Source organism: Bradyrhizobium sp. NAS80.1 (genome assembly GCF_001908205.1).
In the GTDB taxonomy this organism is placed as follows: Bacteria; Pseudomonadota; Alphaproteobacteria; order Rhizobiales; family Xanthobacteraceae; genus Bradyrhizobium.
In genome coordinates, this window is sequence record NZ_LGHL01000027.1 from 18,801 (window position 1) to 35,859 (window position 17,059).

General features: G+C 65.1%; 13 protein-coding genes. 1 reads left to right on the forward strand and 12 read right to left on the reverse strand.

All coding sequences use genetic code 11. The annotated features are described in order from the left end of the window. Window positions 1-153 precede the first annotated feature (153 nt). The 11 genes from AC629_RS07125 to AC629_RS07175 form a co-directional block, all read right to left on the reverse strand. Complete coding sequence (locus tag AC629_RS07125; protein ID WP_084804023.1) at window positions 154-1,023, reverse strand: isocitrate lyase/PEP mutase family protein; 870 nt, start codon at window positions 1,021-1,023, stop codon at window positions 154-156. Window positions 1,024-1,187: 164 nt separating this feature from the next. After that, complete coding sequence (locus AC629_RS07130) at window positions 1,188-2,690, reverse strand: MmgE/PrpD family protein (RefSeq protein WP_084804024.1); 1,503 nt, start codon at window positions 2,688-2,690, stop codon at window positions 1,188-1,190. Between the two features lie 139 nt (window positions 2,691-2,829). Next, window positions 2,830-4,518, reverse strand: coding sequence for a CapA family protein (locus AC629_RS07135; RefSeq protein WP_084804025.1), 1,689 nt, complete (start codon window positions 4,516-4,518; stop codon window positions 2,830-2,832). Between the two features lie 69 nt (window positions 4,519-4,587). Continuing rightward, complete coding sequence (locus tag AC629_RS07140; protein ID WP_143198965.1) at window positions 4,588-6,054, reverse strand: MmgE/PrpD family protein; 1,467 nt, start codon at window positions 6,052-6,054, stop codon at window positions 4,588-4,590. A gap of 2 nt (window positions 6,055-6,056) precedes the next feature. Then, window positions 6,057-6,947 carry a helix-turn-helix domain-containing protein gene (locus AC629_RS07145; protein WP_084804027.1) on the reverse strand — a complete coding sequence of 297 codons (891 nt, stop codon included), beginning with the start codon at window positions 6,945-6,947 and terminating at the stop codon, window positions 6,057-6,059. Continuing rightward, complete coding sequence (locus AC629_RS07150; RefSeq protein WP_168195415.1) at window positions 6,944-8,380, reverse strand: MFS transporter; 1,437 nt, start codon at window positions 8,378-8,380, stop codon at window positions 6,944-6,946. Before AC629_RS07150 ends, AC629_RS07145 begins: the two co-directional genes overlap by 4 nt. A 26-nt stretch (window positions 8,381-8,406) precedes the next feature. After that, window positions 8,407-9,252: an HpcH/HpaI aldolase/citrate lyase family protein gene (locus AC629_RS07155; protein WP_084804029.1), complete on the reverse strand. Its 846-nt coding sequence runs from the start codon at window positions 9,250-9,252 to the stop codon at window positions 8,407-8,409. A gap of 1 nt (window position 9,253) precedes the next feature. Next, complete coding sequence (locus AC629_RS07160; protein WP_084804030.1) at window positions 9,254-10,444, reverse strand: CaiB/BaiF CoA transferase family protein; 1,191 nt, start codon at window positions 10,442-10,444, stop codon at window positions 9,254-9,256. Between the two features lie 40 nt (window positions 10,445-10,484). Further along, the gene (locus AC629_RS07165) at window positions 10,485-11,066 is read right to left on the reverse strand and encodes an HD domain-containing protein (protein WP_084804031.1); all 582 of its coding nucleotides are present in this window, start codon (window positions 11,064-11,066) and stop codon (window positions 10,485-10,487) included. Beyond that, on the reverse strand, window positions 11,063-12,349 hold the full coding sequence (locus AC629_RS07170) for an MFS transporter (RefSeq protein WP_084804037.1): 1,287 nt from the start codon (window positions 12,347-12,349) through the stop codon (window positions 11,063-11,065). The genes AC629_RS07165 and AC629_RS07170 overlap by 4 nt, the downstream gene beginning before the upstream one ends. Before the next feature lie 167 nt (window positions 12,350-12,516). Beyond that, entirely contained in the window at window positions 12,517-14,328 is a 1,812-nt protein-coding gene (locus AC629_RS07175; protein WP_084804032.1) for a DUF1302 domain-containing protein, read from the reverse strand. Window positions 14,329-14,449: 121 nt separating this feature from the next. On the opposite strand from AC629_RS07175, the gene AC629_RS07180 reads away from it, so the two are divergent. Continuing rightward, window positions 14,450-15,655, forward strand: coding sequence for a citrate synthase (locus AC629_RS07180; protein WP_084804033.1), 1,206 nt, complete (start codon window positions 14,450-14,452; stop codon window positions 15,653-15,655). 467 nt (window positions 15,656-16,122) lie between these two features. Here AC629_RS07180 and AC629_RS07185 read toward each other — a convergent pair. Then, the coding region (locus AC629_RS07185; RefSeq protein ID WP_143198966.1) for a LysR family transcriptional regulator at window positions 16,123-17,059 on the reverse strand (937 nt) is incomplete at its 5' end.

Consider the following 17,059-nt stretch of genomic DNA (forward strand, 5'->3'; position numbering starts at 1 on the left):
CAACCAAGCCTTTGCCGCTTATTCACGGACAACTCGATATTGGCGCGCAAGAACAGCAAGGGGACGAATGGGAGGCGTAACAGGGATTTCGACTGAGAAGCCAGCTCCTCAAACAGCGCCATCAGCGACGCGATGGGTCAAACAGTGTGGGGTTCATGACGCGAAGGCTCGTTCGCGCGACCGATCGGCAGGCAGGCCAAGCAATTCCGTCGCCTCGGAGAAGGACATGAGCTCGTTCGTGATCCGGGAGAGGTCTCCCGACTCGGCGAGAATGCTCAGCGCCCGGTGCATCGCCGCGCCGGCGCTCGCGAGCGTCACACCCGGGAAGGACACCCGCGCGACACCGAGGGCGCGGAGCTCGGTAAGCGTCATCGGGGGCGTCTTTCCGCCAGGCGCGCCCAGCATGTTGATACTAACGGGTCCACGGATGGAGCGGACGATATGGGCGATATCATCATAGCTTTCAGGCGCCTCGACGAAGACGAGAGTGGCGCCGGCCTCCAGATAGGCGTTCGCCCGCTCGATTGCCGCCGCGATCCCCTCGGTCGCGATAGCGTCCGTGCGCGCGTTGATGACGAAATGGGGATCGCGTCGCGCAGCGACCCCCGCTCGGACCTTCTGTAGCATTTCCTCCATGGGCACGACGCACTTATCGTCCATATGGCCGCAGCGCTTCGGGAATGTCTGGTCCTCGATATTCACGCCGGCGGCTCCCGCCGCCTCGAGCAGGCGGACAGTGTGATAGGTGTTGAGGGCGTTGCCGAAACCGGTATCACCATCTGCCATGACCGGAATGTTGACCGCATTTGCGATCGCTTGGACGACATTGATCTGATCACGCAGCGATAGAATGCCGATATCTGGCAAGCCGAGCGCCGCCGCTGCCACAGCAAAACCGCTCACCTGGCACGCTTTGAAGCCTGCCGCTTCCACGAGGCGGGCGCTGAAGGCGTCATAGACGCCGGGCACAGGCAATGCCGCTCGCGCTTCGATGAGATCGTGCAGAGCCTTGCATTTGGACATGGAACGCGCCCCCTCGCGCCTGAGCCGGAGTTTCCTTAGTTGATATCAGAACGATTCCAGCCGTCGGCGTTTTCGCCTAAACGACGTTACACCATTTCGAGAAACACTGGTGTCTGGCTGGTCATGTCGCCGATCGCTGTTCATTTTTTGTTGACGCCCCTCTGTCATGGCAACCTCACCGACGCGACGGCCGCGAGAAGCTCGTCGACACCAGCGACTTGCTCGAGCGACCAGATCTGTCGGATCAAGGCCTTGCCCTCGGCCGTCGATGTCCGCGGACCGACGACGTTGCGCCAGAACTTCGCCTCGATGTCCTCGCGGGTGAGCGGTCTGCGGGGTGATCCCGGCAAGTCATCGACCTGTTCGGTCAGGGCCTCGCCGGAGCGGAGAGTCACCGAAACGCGGTTGGGAATCTGCCGCGGATAGAGTGCCGTCAGCGCCGGATCTTCCGCGATCTCGATCCTGGCCATCAGCGCGCGGACATCCGGCGTGGCGAGCCGCTCCGGCGCATAGCTCCCGTTGGTGATGGTCCCATCAAGGAGCGCGCGGGCCACGATATATGGCATACTGTGGTCAGCGGTTTCCTTGGTCGCCGGTGCCCACACGTCCGGCCCCGTTGCCGTCTGCTTGTAACCGAATTGTGTCGTTGCAACCGTCACCTTCTCGATGGCGCCGCGATCCCTGATCTTGCCAGACAGGCGAATAGCGGCCTCCACAGCCGTCAAGGTATGGCCCTGGGCGGGATAGGGTTTGACGAGCACATCATTGATGCGGAAGGGCCGCCCCTTGCCGCCGAAGGTCGTCGTGTCGATCTTGATTTCTTCGCCTGCGACAAGGTTGTTCAATCCAAACCGCCCCTCGAAAATGGGGCTCGGCCCCGTGATGCCTTCCCGCGCAAGGATGGCGGCGAAGACACCATTGCGCGATGCCGAGGCGTCAGCGAGGCCCTTCCAGTTCGAGAGCACCTGGACTCTCGTCTGATTCATGGCGACATGGTCGACGAGTGCGATATTGACGGCCTGCGTCAGGCGTTCAACCGGAAGCCCCATCAGCTTGCCAGCCGCGAGCGCCGCAGTGATCACTCCATAGGTCGTGTTGTCCCAGCCGCGGGCATTGAGGGAGACCGCATCGAACAACCGGCATTCGATCTCGTAGGCAGCCACGACCGACACGATGAAATCACGGATCGACCGCCGCTCAGATTGAGCGACCGCGAGACACACCGAAACGAAATCGCTGGGGTGGCCGACCTCCTTCGAGGCATAGCCGTCGTTGAGGTCGTAGTAGCGCAGAGCAGCCCCGTTCGCGAAGGCTGCCATCTCGGCGCTCGTCCGGTGTCGTGTGCCGATGAGTGTAGACGTCCCGCCTCCAGCGGCCTGGGCAATGCGGAAGCAGCTCGCAATGACCGGCTCATCGAGCGCCGCAAGCGCACAGCCGAAGGTATCCACCAGGCGGAGCTTCGCAGCTTCGATGGTGCCCGCATCGATATCGGCGTAGCTGAGCCCGTCAACATACTCGGCGAGCCTCCCTGCCAGAGGCGGCGTTTCCCTGCCATTCGCAGATTTTGTGGCCTGCTGCGCCTGGCCATGGCCGGTGAACGCAAGAGCAGCGCCAACCGATGCCGCCCCGGCCATCAATCGACGTCTGTCCGTCAAGATACTGAACATTGCTCGACCTCTCCTGTGACGCATTGTTTTGGGTGGTCCATGTGATGAGTGGTCCCTTCGGCCCCCTTGGACTCCGAGGCTTCAGCAACCTCAGCTTCCTCGGTCGGGACCGGATGGACGGCCTCCCGAAAGCTCACACCTAGTGGCTGCCGGGCTTGTCGGCACCAGACAGGCGGATCACACCAACGCCGTCTTCGATGGAGATTGTCGTGCCGAAGGGTTTGGAATACGCGATCACCTCATCCAGGATTTTTCGTGCCACCGCTGGCGAGGGTCGTCTGGGCGTTCCCAGATCGGAGCCCGGGCGCGGTCCCTGGCCGAGATCCACCGGATAGATGCGTACTTCCACCAGGCGGCCACCGTCGTAACGACTGCTGGTCAGAAGCGCCTCGAGATTGGCCGGTCGCTGAAGCCAACCTTGACTGAGCTCATTGAGCTGCCCCTGGCCGACGATCTCCTTTGGGCCCGGCATCGAGGCCGAGAAAGCCGAACTGCTGTAACCGGTCGCAGAGCCACCGCGTTCGGCCGGCACCATCTGCGACTGGAACACATAGTTGGAAACCCCGTAGAAGATCGGCTTGCCCTTATAGATCTCAATCCCCTTGATCGTATGGACACCGTGCCCGACGAAGGCGTCGGCACCCTGGTCAATGGCATCGTGTGCAAACTTGACCTCAAAATCAGCCGGATAGTGATCGAACGAGTAATGTTGAAAAGCGAAGCGGTTCTGGTGCCAATGAATGGTGGCAACGGCGAAGCTCGAAAACTGCTTACCGGTCCGCAATTCCTTCAGAATGTCGGCCTCATCTTGCGGGAACATGTCGTAGGTGTAATCACCCGGCTTTGCCGTGATCCGAAAGTTCTGTTTCCAAGCGGTCATGGTCTCGCCGCCACCCTTATCACCGGCGATCGCGCGGAGCTGAGCCATCTGTGCGGCGGTAACACCGTTATAAGCCGTCAATCGGAGGGAATTGTTCGTTGCCTTCATGTTCGTCGCGTGGGGCTGCGCCTCGGCGGCCTCGTCATGGATCGATGGCGGCGGCACGCCCTCGCTCTTGAACAGGATGCCGAAGACCGATACCGCCCCGGCCGGATCGGGCTCCGGAATTTCGATCGGATCTGCGACCTCTCCCCGGCGTGCGACGATGGAGTCCCTTATCGCCTTGAGTTGAACGATCTGCTCGGGCGTGACGTATTGCACGCCCCCGCCGGTCCCGTAGCCGACTGTGCGATTGCTTGGGATCGCGTAAGCGCCGACGAGAGAAACCAGCCCCTTTGGCGTCTGTGCGTAGCGCGCCATCCGCGCTTCGGCCAAAGTCTTGCCGACCCCCACATGCACGATTCCCACCCGCTCCAACTGACGTAAGTTCTCCCAGAGACGAAGTTCGCCGCCGTCAAAAGTATGATTGTTGGCCTTGGTCACCATCCGGATGCCCATATTGGCCCAATCATCAGCTACGGCCTTGTCGGCGAAGTTGCTCCCGCCTACCGGGTGGGTCGCCCCCTCAAGCGAAAAGTCATACTGATCGATATCGACGATCATGTTTTCGTTGTTGGCGATCGTCATATCGGCGTTCCGCATCAGTTTCACCAGGTACTGAACGTCTGGATCAGCGTTCTTGGAAAATGGTTGGAACTCGAGCATGTCGCCCACCGCCACCAACGTGAAGGATGTCTTGATCTTCATCGCCAGTTCGACGCTCTGGTCCCGCCGCTGGCTCGGTGCCGGGCTGCTGAGGGCGTTCTGAGCCAGAGCAGGTCCCGACAGGGCCAGCACGCCGCAAGCGACAGGCCCGAGATTCAGGATAGCCCTAATGAGTGCGCACATCTTTCAGTCTCCTGAAAAGTCAGAAATGTTTCACGCGCGCCTGACAACCCAGGCCGCGGCTCGTTGAATTCAGCGGTTGATAACAAGCAACTCGAAGAGGTCGTCGAGCTTGTCCTGGCGCTCCAGATTCCACAGATAGTCGAGCACCTGGCGCTGGCGGGCGTCGGACCACACCTTCGCGACGTTGCGCTTGAACTTCTGCTCGAAATCGCTGCGCTGCATCGGCATCCCGATGAAGCCCGGCAGCGCATCGACCTGGTGCGAGACCGTGCGGCCATCGGTCAGCGTCGCCGTCACCCGGTTGGGCAGCGCCTTCGGCGTCAGCGCGGTCAGCGCGTCGTCGGGCCTTACCGTGATCTTCGCCATCAGGCTGCGCACCGCTGGATCGCGGATGGCGGCGAGCGCGTAGCTGTCGTTGGTGATGTCGCCGTCGAGCATGGCGCGCGCCACGATGTAAGGCAGGCTGTGGTCGGCGGTCTCCTTGGTCTCGGGCGTCCATTTCTCCGGGTCCTTGCCCGCGGACAGGTAGGTGAAGTTGACAGTGGCCACCTCGATCGCCTTGATCCGGCTGAGATCGCCGATATCAGCCGCGACCTTGGCGGCAGCCGGGATCGCCGTCAGCGTGCCGCCCTGCGCGGGATAGAGCTTCACCCCGCAATCGTTGATACGGAAGCGCCCGCCGCGGCCGCCGAACTGATCGATGATGAGCTCGAACGGCCCCGACACCTGCTTGAACAGCCCGGCGTTGCCTTCGAAGATCGGCGACGGCCCGGTGACACCGCGCCGCGCCAGCAGGGCGGCGAACACGCCATTGCGCGTCGCGTTGGCATCCGCGATACCCTTCCAGTCCGACAGCACCTGAACCCGTGTCTGGTTGAGGGCAAGATGGCCGCTGATGGCGAGGTTGATGGCCTGGGCGAGCTGCCCCGGCGCAAGCCCCATCAGTTTGCCCGCCGCGAGCGCCGACGCCGGCAGGCTGTAGATCGGATGGTCCCAGCCGCGCCGCGTCAGCTCGGCGGCATCCATCAGGCGACAGGCGATCTCATAGGCGAGCACGATGGACAGCAAGAGGTCGCGGCCGCTGCGCGCCTCGGCCTCGGCGATCGCAAGGCATGCGGTGACGTTGTCGCTGGGATGCCCCGGTTCGCGGCCGACATAGACATCGTTGAAATCGTAGTAGCGCAGCGCGACGCCGTTCGCGAACGCCGCGAGATCCGGGCTCGTCCGCCGGTCCGTCCCGATCACCGTCGACGGTCCGCCGGGCAGCGCCAGCGCGACTTCCCGGCAGGCGCGCACCGGCATCTCGCCGAACGCCGCGATGCCGCAGCCGATGGCATCGATGAAGTGCGCCTTGGCGGTCTCGATCGTCGCTGCGTCCAGCGTACTGGCGTCGGCGCCGGCGACATAGGCGGCGAGCTGCTGGGCAAGGTCCGGCGCCGCGTCCGGTGCTGCTGATGACCGCGCAATCTGCGCCAGCACAGCCGTCGTTCCTGCGATGGCGCCGAGCGCGAACCGGCGGTTGATCGGGCTTCTCATTCTCATCTCCTGCCTTCGAGCTGCATGATCCGCGCCGCTGCAGGCGCAGCTGGCACCGCGTTGCCACGCGCAGACTTGCCGCGCGTGACGACATAACCGTCCCAGGACAGCGCCCGGCCGATCTGCAGCGCGGTCTGCTGCAGCGGCGCGAGGTAGCGCTCCGGGATCTGCGACGGGCTGATGACGCGCGTGCTGCAGACGATGTTCAGTGCGGCCACCGACTGCTCGCCGACCGTGATCGCCACCGCGATGGTCGACGCGCGGACGAACGCGAAGCTGTCGCCGCGGGTGGCAAAGCCGCGGGCGCGGATGCCGTCGAGAAGTTCGCCCGTCCGTTCCGGATCGTGCGCCGCGTCGTCATGAGGCCGGCCGGAGTGTGCCAGCGCATCGAGGATCCGGCGGCGCTGCTCGCGTGATCCGAAGGCGAGGTACGCGCGGCCGAAGTCGCTCTCCAGCATCGGCAGATCGGAGGTGTTGATGGGAGCGGTGATGCTGATCGGCGCGGTCGCGCGCGTGCTGTAGCGGATCGCCATGCCGTGGCCCTCGAACACGGCGAAATCAGATGGCCACTGCACGCTGCGCGACAGGCGATCGATCGCCGGAACCGCGACCTCGGTGATCCAAGCCTGCGACGACACGCCCGCGCTCAGCGCATTGACCTTGGAGGACGGGCGATAGCCGCCGGTATCGTCGCGCTGCACATAGCCGGTAGCGCACAGGATCGCGAGCAGCCGCGAGATTGTCGGCTTCGGCAGCCCGGTGAGCGCATGGAGATGGCGCACCTGCAAAGGATAGACCTCGTTCAACAGCCGCAGCAGCTCGAGCCCACGGATCAGCGAGCCCTTGTCGCCGGCGTCGGTGGCAGCCCGTTCGTTCGCACCGGACCGCATCATGACGCTCCGTCCTGTCCCGACACACCGGCCGACTTGGCGGCAAGGCCGCCGTGCTCGAGCGCCTCCAGGCTGCGTCCGGCGGTGTCCGGCCCCAACAGCGCGAAAGCCATCGCCAGCACGCCATAGAGCAGCCCGACGCCGGTCACGACCAGCAGCGGATTGTCGAGGCGCACCAGTGCCGCGCTCACCGCGAAGGGGGTCAGCGCCGAGCTGACGCGCCCGACGAGGGTCGCCGTGCCCATACCGCGCAGCCGCACTCCCGTCGGCAGGATTTCCGGAACGTAGATCGCAAACCCCGTCGCCGAGATGAAATAGATCGTCGTCGTCAGGGCGAGACCGATCGACACCAGCCACAACGGTGCCGCCTGCAGCGGGTAGACAAAGCCCATCACCGCGCCGAGCAGCGACGCGACGACCAATTGGTAGCGACGCTCGAAGCGGTCGGACAGGGCGATCGCCAGCATCGGGCCGAGCAAGCCCCCGGCGAAGGTGACGGCGGACAGCGCGAAGGTCGTCGCGGTGTCGAAGCCGCGGGCCGCGATGATGGTCGGCAGCCATCCCGAGAAGATGAAGACCGCCGACAGGTGACAAGTCTGGAACAGCAGCGCCAGCACGAAGCGCGGCCGCATCCCTCCGCTGAACAGGTGGCGCCAACCGAGATCGCGTGCCGGCGGCGGCAGCACGTCGGGCGGCGCGAGGGCGACACCGTGCTGCTCCAGGCTGCGCTCGATGGCGGCGACCTGCTGATCTGCCTCGGTGAGCCGGCCGACGGACGCGAGCCAGCGCGGGCTCTCGGGCAGCACGGCGCGCGGCGCGAAGGCCAGCGGCAGCACCAGCACGGACAGCAGGAACAGCACGCGCCAGCCCTCGTCGGCGGCGAAGTTCGGCACCACCAGCCAGGCGACCAGGGCGCCCACCGGCAACGAGCCGTTGACCAGGAGCGCGACCACCGACTGGAAGCGGCCGCGCGACAGGCGCGGCGTCATTTCGTTCAGATAGGCGAAGCCGGTCGGGATCTGCATGCCGAGCGCAAACATCGTCAGCATGCGCAATGCCAACAGCATCGCGTAATCCTGCGCAAAGCCGCAGAGTGGACTGGCGATCCCGTAAATCGCGATGTTGGCGATGAACAGCCTTCGGCGACCATAGCGGTCGCCGATCAGGCCCGACAGCGCCGAGCCGAGCGCCGCTGCGAACAGCGACAGCGAGATCAGCCAGGCGCGCGTCGGCTCTGTGATGATGCCAACCTTCATCAACAACGGCGTCACCAGGCCGGTGAGCGCGAGGTCGTAGCTGTCGAAGAACATCGCCGCGCCGATCACGGCGCAAACCAGCACATGAAAGCGCGACGGCGGCAGGCGTTCCAGCCGGCCGGCGATGTTGACCCGATCGTCCGCCGGCGGCGGTCTGCGAAGCTCCACGCGCTGATGCATGTCGATCTCCTCTGCTGACCGTGCGATCATGCCCCCGCGAGAATGTCCCGCGCCCGCGCCGCGATCGCCTCGTCGACGAACGTGCCGTCGTCGAGCACGAGGGCACCCCGCCCCTCGCGCATCGCATCCGCGTAGGCCGCAAGGATCGTCCGCGCCCGGGCGATCTCCTCGGCGCCATGCTGAAAGACGTCGTTCACGATCGGGACCTGCGCGGGATGAATGCAGGACCGCCCGTGGAAGCCGAGCGCCCGGTCTTCCTGGCAAGCGCGGCGCAGCGCGTCGAGGTCCCTCACCGGCATGAACACATGCGCCACCGGCGCCTTCAGGCGCAGGAAGCGCGAGCGCGCGACGAGATGCTGGCGGGCGTAGAGCGTCTCGAGCCGCGCCGGGGTCGGCTCGGCGCGCAGGTCACGCACGAAGTCCCCAGCCCCGAACGCGAAGCGCCGGATGCGCGGCGAGGCCGCAGCCATCGCGTCGAGGGCATAGAGCCCGGCCACACTCTCGATCAGCGGCTGCACGATGATGCTGCCGGACGGCACCGCTGCGGCCTCCTCGCGCGCGGAGAGGAGGCGGTCGATGGCGCGGATCAGCTCCGCGTCCTCGGCTTTCGGCAGCAGCACGCCGCGCAGGCCACGCACGGTCAGCCCGTCGAGATCAGCAAGCGCTTCGGCCCCGCTATTGAGGCGCACCAACAACGTCGCGCCGGTCGCCGAGGCCAGGAAATCGCTGACGATGCCGCGCGCCTTCGCTTTCTCGGCCGGCGGCACCGCGTCCTCGAGGTCGAGGATGACCGCATCCGCCTCCTTGCCGAGAACCTTGCCGAGCAGGTCCGGCCTGTTTCCCGGCGCATAGAGATAGGAGCGGATCGTCATCTCAGATCACGCCCGCTTTCGTCAGCTCGGCCATCTCGGCCTCGCTCAGCCCGAGCTCCCGCGTGAACACCTCGGTGTTGTCCGCGCCGAGCGGACGCCCGGTCCAGCGGATCGTCCCGGGAGTGCCGGACATCCGGAAGATCACGTTCTGCATGCGCACCGGCCCGAGCTCCGGATCCTGCACGGTGGTGATGGTGTCGAGCGCGCGGTACTGCGGATCCTCGAAGATGTCCGAGACGTCGTAAATCGGCGCCAGCGCCGCCTCGGCCTCCTCGAACGCCTGCACCACCTCCTTCATCGGGCGTGCGCGAATCCATTCGGCGACCTTGCCGTCGAGTTCGTCGACATGTTGACGGCGTCCGGACGCCGAGCTGAACCAGGGCTCGTTGACGACCTCCGGCCAGCCGACCAGGGTCATCGTCCGCGCCGCGATCGAGGTCGACGAGGTGGAGAGCGCGACCCACTTGTCGTCAGCGGTCTTGTAGGTGTTGCGCGGCGCATTCTTGTCGGAGCGGTTGCCCGTGCGCTTCTGGATGAGTCCGGCCTGATCGTAGGTGATCGCCTGGGCGCCCAGCACCGCCATGATCGGCTCGATCAGGGCAAGGTCGACGACCTGGCCCTTGCCGGTGCGCTGTCGGGCGTTGACCGCCATCATCACCGCGAGCGCGCCGGCGATGCCGGCGATGCCGTCGGCGAGCCCGAACGGCGGCAGGGTCGGCGGCCCGTCCGGCTGCCCGGTGATCGAGGCGAAGCCGCTCATCGCCTCCGCGATGGTGCCGAAGCCGGGCCGGTGGGCATAAGGCCCGTGCTGGCCGAACGCGGTGACCCGCAGCATGATCAAACCCGGGTTCTCCGCCGCCAGCTCGTCGTAGCCCAGCCCCCATTTCTCCAGGGTGCCGGGCCGAAAATTCTCGACGATGACATCCGCTTCGCGGGCGAGCTTGCGGAACAGGTGCTGGCCCTCGGGGCTGCCGAGGTAGAGCGTGATCGCGCGCTTGTTGCGCCCGATGACCTTCCACCACAGCGAGCTGCCGCCGCGCGAGGGACCATGGGTCCGGGAATTGTCGCCCTTGGGATGCTCGATCTTCAGCACGTCGGCGCCGTAGTCGCCGAGCAGCATCGCTGCGACGGGGCCCGCGAACAGGGTTGCGACGTCGATCACCTTGAGGCCTGCGGCCGGTCCTTCACTCATTCTCGACTCTCCTTCAGCTTGGCAGGTGCGGCGTGGCGCGTCAGCGCCAGTGCCGCTGATAGAATGGCGTCGCGCCCTCGCGGATGCAGGTGCGGTCGGTCGCGAAGAAATCGGCGTAGTGCAGCACATAGGCTTCGAGGCTGCGGCCGTGGAACGGCGCGTTGGCGGCGTGGGTCGCGACTGTGCTGATCACGAGATGCGGGAAATCCAGTTCCTTGAGCAGCATGGCGCCGACGACGCCGTGCGGCAGCTCCTTCGACAGTGCTGAGGGAGCCATGGCGCCGTTGTCGCGGACATACATCAGCGGCTTGTCGACATCGTGCAGGATCAGGATCGACACCAGGGTGTCCATCACGAAGGCATCGCCCCACTGCTCGGTGGCGCTGCGCGCGAGCTGGACGCCGACACGGGTGACCTCGTTGACATGCCGCATCAGCGGATAAGCCGCGAGGTTGGAGTACGGCATGTCCTCCAGCCTCTCATGGGTGCTCGACGTCCACGCGCTCACCCATGCGGTGAGAATGCGTTCGCGGACCGGCGTCGAGACGAGATCGAGGCCGAACAGCCAATTCTCGACGTCGGCGCGTTGCGGCGGCGTCCCGCGGTTGATGGTGTAGCTCATTCGATTGTCATTCCCTTGGTTTCGGGCGCAAACAGCAGCACGACGATCGCGAGCCCAAAGGCGAATGTCGTGGTCAGCATTCCCGCTTCGAAGCCATGCGCGTCGGTGGCGAGCCATCCGATCAGCGAGGGCGCGATCAGGCCGCCGATGCGGCCGCCGTTGTAGGCGATGGCCATGCCCAGCGCGCGGGAGTGGGTGGAGCGGATCAATTCGGCCGTGAACGGCCCCATGCCGGCGAAGATGCCGCCGATGCCGAACCCGGTGAAGAAGCTCGCCACCAACAGCACGTCCGGATCGGAGGACATGACGAGCCCGAGCACCGCGGCCGCACCGATCAGCAGGTAGAGAACGAAGGTCGGACGGCGCCCCAGTTGGTCCACCAGCATCGCGAACACGACGAAGCCCGCTAGTGATCCGAGCTGCTGGGTCAACGTGAAGCCGAGGCTCTTGATGAACGCGAAATGCTTCACCGTGACCAGGAAGGTCGGCGTCCAGGTGAACACCGCCCAGTAGACATATTGCACGAAAAAGATGAACCCGAACGCGATCAACAGGCCCCGCCCGGTCTCGCCGCGAAACAGCGCGCCGACATTGCCGCCCGGGCGCTTCTCGCCGCTGCGCCGCAGCCACACCGGCGATTCCGGCGTGTTGCGGCCGAACAGCACCAGCACCACGATCGGCAGCGCGCCGATGCCGTAGACCCAGCGCCAACCGCCATGCTCCAGCCCGCCGGGCAGCAACGACACCAGGGCGACCACACCGATCGCGAGCATCGACCCCAGCGGCAAGCCCATCTGCATCAGCGCACCGCCTTTGCCGCGGTGGTCGGGATGCCAGGTCTCGGCGATCAATGACGCGCCCGCGGTCCACGCCCCGCCCATGCCGAGCCCGCCGACGAGGCGCAGCGCCACGAGCCAGCCGAGCGAGGGCGCCAGCGCGATCGCGCCGGTGCACAGCGAATAGATCAGGATCGACAGGAACAGCGTGCGGACACGGCCGATCCGGTCGGCCACCCAGCCGAACACGATGCCGCCGACGATGGCGCCGCCCGCGGACACGCTGGTGAGCAGGCCGGCGTCGGCACGGCTGAGGTCGAAGGCGATGATCAGCGCTGGCGCGGTCAGCGCCAGGACGTAGAGATCGAACACCTCGAACAACCAGCCGAGCCCAGCAGCCCGCAGCACGCGCCACGCGTCCGCGGACACCTCGCGATACCACGGACGACGCAGGTCGCCGGTACGCGCCGAGCCACCCGTCGGCACGGAGACGTCAGTTGACTGCATGGTTTCCTCCCGGTCGGTCATCTTGGGACAGCGGATCGGCCGCATGCCCGCGGGACCTTGGTGACAGCTTGTCCACCCCGATGCGGTGTTGAAAAGCGTCAATGCCGAGCGTTTCGACTATCGAAACGCGACGGACACATGGCAGCCGTGATCGCAGCGCCGCCATGCTAGAACCTCGCGCCCATGCTGGCGGCGAACACCGAGCGGTCGCGCAGCACGTTGAACGCCCCACCCCAGATCGGCAGATAGGCCACCTCGGCGTAGTAGCTCTTGAGATATTCGGCGCGCAGCGCGATGGAGGCGATGTTGCGCCCCTCATTGAACGTGCCGTCATACGACCAGCCGGATACGTCCTTGCCGTAACTCGCCGACAGCGTGACATCGAGATCGGCGACACGGCGCACCGCGTAGGTCAGCGCGCCACGCAAGCGAAAGCCCCACGCATTCTTGCTGACGAAGCCGTCCAGCGTGCAGCCGGTGTAGAGCACGCTGGGACTCGGCGGCGGGCAGTAGCCGTTGACCGGCCCGGTGCCGAATGTGTCTGCCCGCAGGTAACGACGGACGGTGGGATCGGGCAGGTCATAGACATGGCGCAGGCCGACCTCGGCTGAGAAGGACGTGAGCTTCGCTCCCAACAAGTGGTCGAATTGCTGTTCCACGGAGAGATTCAACAGGCCGGTCTGTCGCCGGTCATAGCCGGTGTAGAAGCTGCCCGGTGCCAGCGCGTTGAGCTCTTGCCGCCACAGGCTGGGCGCGGTCGCCGAAACCGCCGCGGTCAGCTCCTCGCCGGCGGGAAAGCCGAGCGCGTAGTTCGGGCGGTAGACGTATTCGGCGGACAGCGTGGTCTTGGTGGCGAGCCTGGTCTGCCAGGTCGCGCCGAGCATGTCGATGTCAGGCGCGTACACGGTGCGATAGAGCGGATTGCCGCCGTCCGGATTGCCCGGAATGAATGGCTTTGCGGCGGAGGGCCGGAAGGTGCGCGAGATTTCTGGCAGCGCATTGCGTGCGTTGTAGTGGGCATAGAACAGCCCGACCTCACTGCGCAGGCCATCGAGCGCATGGCGCGCACCGATGCCGCCCTGCCCCAGTTCGTTGTTCTTCGGCGTTTCCCCGCGCGTGATCCAGTCGCCGGCGCTCAGCGCGACCTGGTCCGTGACGATGAACGGCGCGCCGACGATCACATAGTTGCACCCCTGGGCGTAGTAGTCCGAGGGATAGAAGGTCCCGCAGCCGTCATAGGCGTTGCGCGCCGCGCCGAACTGCCAGAAGCCCTCCAGCGACAATTTCGGGGTCACCGCGAAGCGTGCCGACGCGGCGGAAAACGGAATCCGGGTTTCCTCGGCGGTCGCCCCCGCGCGATGCGTCGCCGGGCCATCGATGGGATTGAGCGCCGACAATCCACCCGCAAACGAGCTGCGCAGCCCCCAGGATATGAGCTGGTTGCCGACCTTGAATTCGAGCGGATGATCGCCGAGCGCCACGTGCCCGAACACATAAGCTTCCTGCAGCGCGGCGCCGGAGAACTTCGACCTGTCCGCGAACCCCGCATCGGACAGCGGCGTGTTAGGCACATAACCGTTCGGATAGTTGCCCCACGGCACCGACTGGTCGGCGAGCGTGAAGTCCCGCCAGCCCTTGCCACGAACGAAGAAGCCGAACCCGTCATACGCCGCCTCGAGCGCGACCCAGCCCTGCAGCGCGGTGGAGACCGGCGACCCTTTTTTGAAGTTGAGCTCGCCGTCGTCGCTGTTCCGGGTGTTGCCGGCAGAGCTGACGCCGAGCGTCCGCGCGTTGGGGATAGTGGTGAACTGCAAATCGGGGTTGTCGGTCCGGACCACGGCGCCCACGCTCGCCGCGCCATGGATCGTGACGTCGACATCGCCGACCTTGAACTGCTCGGCAAAGGCCGCGGTCGACCCCGTCACCACCAGCGCCAATGATACGCGCAGCAGCGGCGCCCGAAACGCAAACACACCCATCTCTTCGTTTCCCCCTCGATCACATATTGACGTCAATCGTCAATATGTATTATTTTGTTCATAAATTAGGATTGGGTGATTTACCCGTCAATCTGTACAGATTTTGTCGATGTGAGGTCGCATGGCGGAGGACGACCACCTCTATTTCAGCGCCGATGAGGCTGCCGAGCATCTCGGCGTGTCGCGGACGACGCTCTATGCCTATGTCAGCCGCAAGGGGATCCGCTCGGAGAAGGCGGCGAACGCCAAGGAGCGGCGCTATTGGAAAGCCGACGTGCTGGCGGTTCGCGCCGCAAAAGGCGCACGCGGAATCCGCGCCACCGAGGCGAGCGGCATAAGCGCAGTGTCGGCACTGACGCTGATCACGCAGCAGGGGCTGTTCTACCGCGGTAGCAGCGCCGCCGAGCTCGCTGAGAATGCGAGCCTGGAGGCGATCGCCAGCCTGCTGTGGAATGCCGACGAGGACGCTGTGTTCACGCGACGCCTACCGCGACTGTCCGGCCGCTTCGGCAAGGTCGTGGCGCTGTTCGACAATGACGGCCTCGCGGATCGCGCCAGCGTGCTGCTGCCGGTACTCGAAGCGGACAATCCCCGCTCGTTCGATCTCTCGCCGCTCGGCATGGCAAGCACCGGCGCGGATCTCGTCCGCTCGGTCACCGCGATCCTGCTGCGCCGGACCAAGGTCGCCGCCGAACCGATTCACGAGCAGATCGGCAAGGCTCTCGCCCTCTCGAAGGAGTGGACCGATCTCGTCCGCAGGATCCTGGTGCTGTCGGCCGACCACGGCTTCTCGCCGTCCGCCTATGCGGTGCGGGCAGCCGCGAGCGTCGGCTTGACTCCTTATCGCAGTGTGGCAGCCGGGCTCGCGCTCGCGGCGGGGCGTTACTCGGCGTTCGGACGGCTCGATGCGATGTCACGCTTCATCGGCGAGTTGACGGAGGCGCCCGATCCACAGAGCATCATCGTGCGGCGCTTGCGTGAAGGGGAAGAGTTTCCGGGATTCGGAGGGAACGACGTGTATGCCGGCGAGGATCCACGGGCGCAGGTGCTGCTCGCGCACCTCGACAAGGTCTGCTCGCGGGATCAGGCTTTTCGTCGGCTCAAGATGGCGATTACAACTGTTGCGGAAGTACAGGGGCTGAAGCCGGATTTCGCGCTGCCGGCGATGTTTGTCAACCGCCGCGTGGGATTGAAGGCACAAGACTTCATTTGGCTACTGGGACGAACAGTGGGATGGGTCGCTCACTCTATAGAACAATCTCAGTTCGGTGCACGTGACCGCGCTCCCTATGCCTACGTTGGTGATCTACCTGGCAACAAGCGCTGAACGGCGTCAAACCGACCGCGCGCCCACTTAATTGAGGGAAGCAGCTCTCCGCGATCTCTTACGCTGTCTCAATCGATCTACGGCCACCATTTCACGAGCTGCACTGGCATGCTCGCAGAACGGGTTGCCATGAGGCGAATGCAAAGACAGGCATCGCAGAATAGCCAAGAGCCCGGATTATACTGAACGCTCGTCCGCGCACAGTTTTTGGAACGATTTCTGTGACTAGAACGCTCATCGTAACGATCTAGCAGCCGATGCCACAGCTTGCCATAAAGAGGAGTACATCGATCGCCATGGTTGCGTTTGGAAGCGGCCGGACGCACTGGAACGACGCTCGGCGCACCGAAGCCGGCTCGCAACCGCGTCACGCCTGCAATCAATACATGGCACCATGTCCCGATCATGCTCCGACGACGTAAGCTCAAAAGCCGACGATTCACCCTTGGCCTGGCTCGGATTCATGCTCAGAGCGATACAGGCGATGGCCTATCACCGTGTTCCGCGGTGTACTCCCTGGCGAGCGCCAAGAAGTTGGCGACGGTTGGCGAGGCATCGGCGGTGCGCGCCAGCAATATGATCTTGATGCTGAAGGTCGGGGTGGAGCGTAGAGGCAGATAAACGACCGCGTCGGCACGCAGGCCCACGATGCTTTGCGGAACCAGGGACACCCCCAGCCCCGTTGCCACGAGATTGACCGCCATGACGAATTCCGGTGTTTCCTGGGCAATGCGAGGTGCGCGGCCGAGTTGGGTGAAGGCGGCGTCGATCTGCGTGTGCAACGGGCCGTCTCCGTCCCTCGCCTGGGGCCAGATCAACGCCTCGCGCGCGAGCGTGGAGAACGTGACCGACCGCTGCGACGCCAGGCGATGGGTAATCGGCACAACGGCGACGACGGCTTCACTCACGAACGGCCAGCTCTGCAGGGCGGCGTCGGGCGGCGCCGGCGGCCGAACGAAGGCGACATCGATCCGCCGCTCGATCAGGGCCGTGACGAGGCTGCCGCTGCGCGCCTGAATCAAGCTTGTCTCCACACGCGGCCAACGCTCCCGCGCCTGTTTCAGAATCGCAGTTACGGCCGGCACGAACCCAGACGATTCGGTCAGTCCGATGGACAGCCGCCCGGTTTGACCGCGCGCCGTTTCCTGGGCAATCAGGCTGGCGACGCGCACCCGATCGAGGATCGCTTCCGCTTCACGTCGAAAGGCGATGCCGGCTTCCGTGAGTTCGATCCTGCGGCCGACGCGGCGAAGCAACTCGACTTGCAATTCCCCTTCCAGAGCCTTGATCTGCTGCGTGAGTGCGGGCTGGGCGAGATGAAGCCGTTCAGCGGCACGGGTCACATGCATCTCGTCGGCAACCGCACAGAAATAGCGAAGGTGACGGAGCTCCATACCGATACTC

What these genes read in the sequence shown, in the direction of transcription:
- AC629_RS07130 (WP_084804024.1), bottom strand. Translation starts at nt 2,690, where the DNA reads ATGTTCAGTATCTTGACGGACAGACGTCGATTGATGGCCGGGGCGGCA.
- AC629_RS07135 (WP_084804025.1), bottom strand. Translation starts at nt 4,518, where the DNA reads ATGTGCGCACTCATTAGGGCTATCCTGAATCTCGGGCCTGTCGCTTGC.
- AC629_RS07125 (WP_084804023.1), bottom strand. Translation starts at nt 1,023, where the DNA reads ATGTCCAAATGCAAGGCTCTGCACGATCTCATCGAAGCGCGAGCGGCA.
- AC629_RS07155 (WP_084804029.1), bottom strand. Translation starts at nt 9,252, where the DNA reads ATGACGATCCGCTCCTATCTCTATGCGCCGGGAAACAGGCCGGACCTG.
- AC629_RS07180 (WP_084804033.1), top strand. Translation starts at nt 14,450, where the DNA reads ATGGCGGAGGACGACCACCTCTATTTCAGCGCCGATGAGGCTGCCGAG.
- AC629_RS07145 (WP_084804027.1), bottom strand. Translation starts at nt 6,947, where the DNA reads ATGATGCGGTCCGGTGCGAACGAACGGGCTGCCACCGACGCCGGCGAC.
- AC629_RS07150 (WP_168195415.1), bottom strand. Translation starts at nt 8,380, where the DNA reads ATGCATCAGCGCGTGGAGCTTCGCAGACCGCCGCCGGCGGACGATCGG.
- AC629_RS07170 (WP_084804037.1), bottom strand. Translation starts at nt 12,349, where the DNA reads ATGCAGTCAACTGACGTCTCCGTGCCGACGGGTGGCTCGGCGCGTACC.
- AC629_RS07165 (WP_084804031.1), bottom strand. Translation starts at nt 11,066, where the DNA reads ATGAGCTACACCATCAACCGCGGGACGCCGCCGCAACGCGCCGACGTC.
- AC629_RS07160 (WP_084804030.1), bottom strand. Translation starts at nt 10,444, where the DNA reads ATGAGTGAAGGACCGGCCGCAGGCCTCAAGGTGATCGACGTCGCAACC.
- AC629_RS07140 (WP_143198965.1), bottom strand. Translation starts at nt 6,054, where the DNA reads ATGAGAAGCCCGATCAACCGCCGGTTCGCGCTCGGCGCCATCGCAGGA.
- AC629_RS07175 (WP_084804032.1), bottom strand. Translation starts at nt 14,328, where the DNA reads ATGGGTGTGTTTGCGTTTCGGGCGCCGCTGCTGCGCGTATCATTGGCG.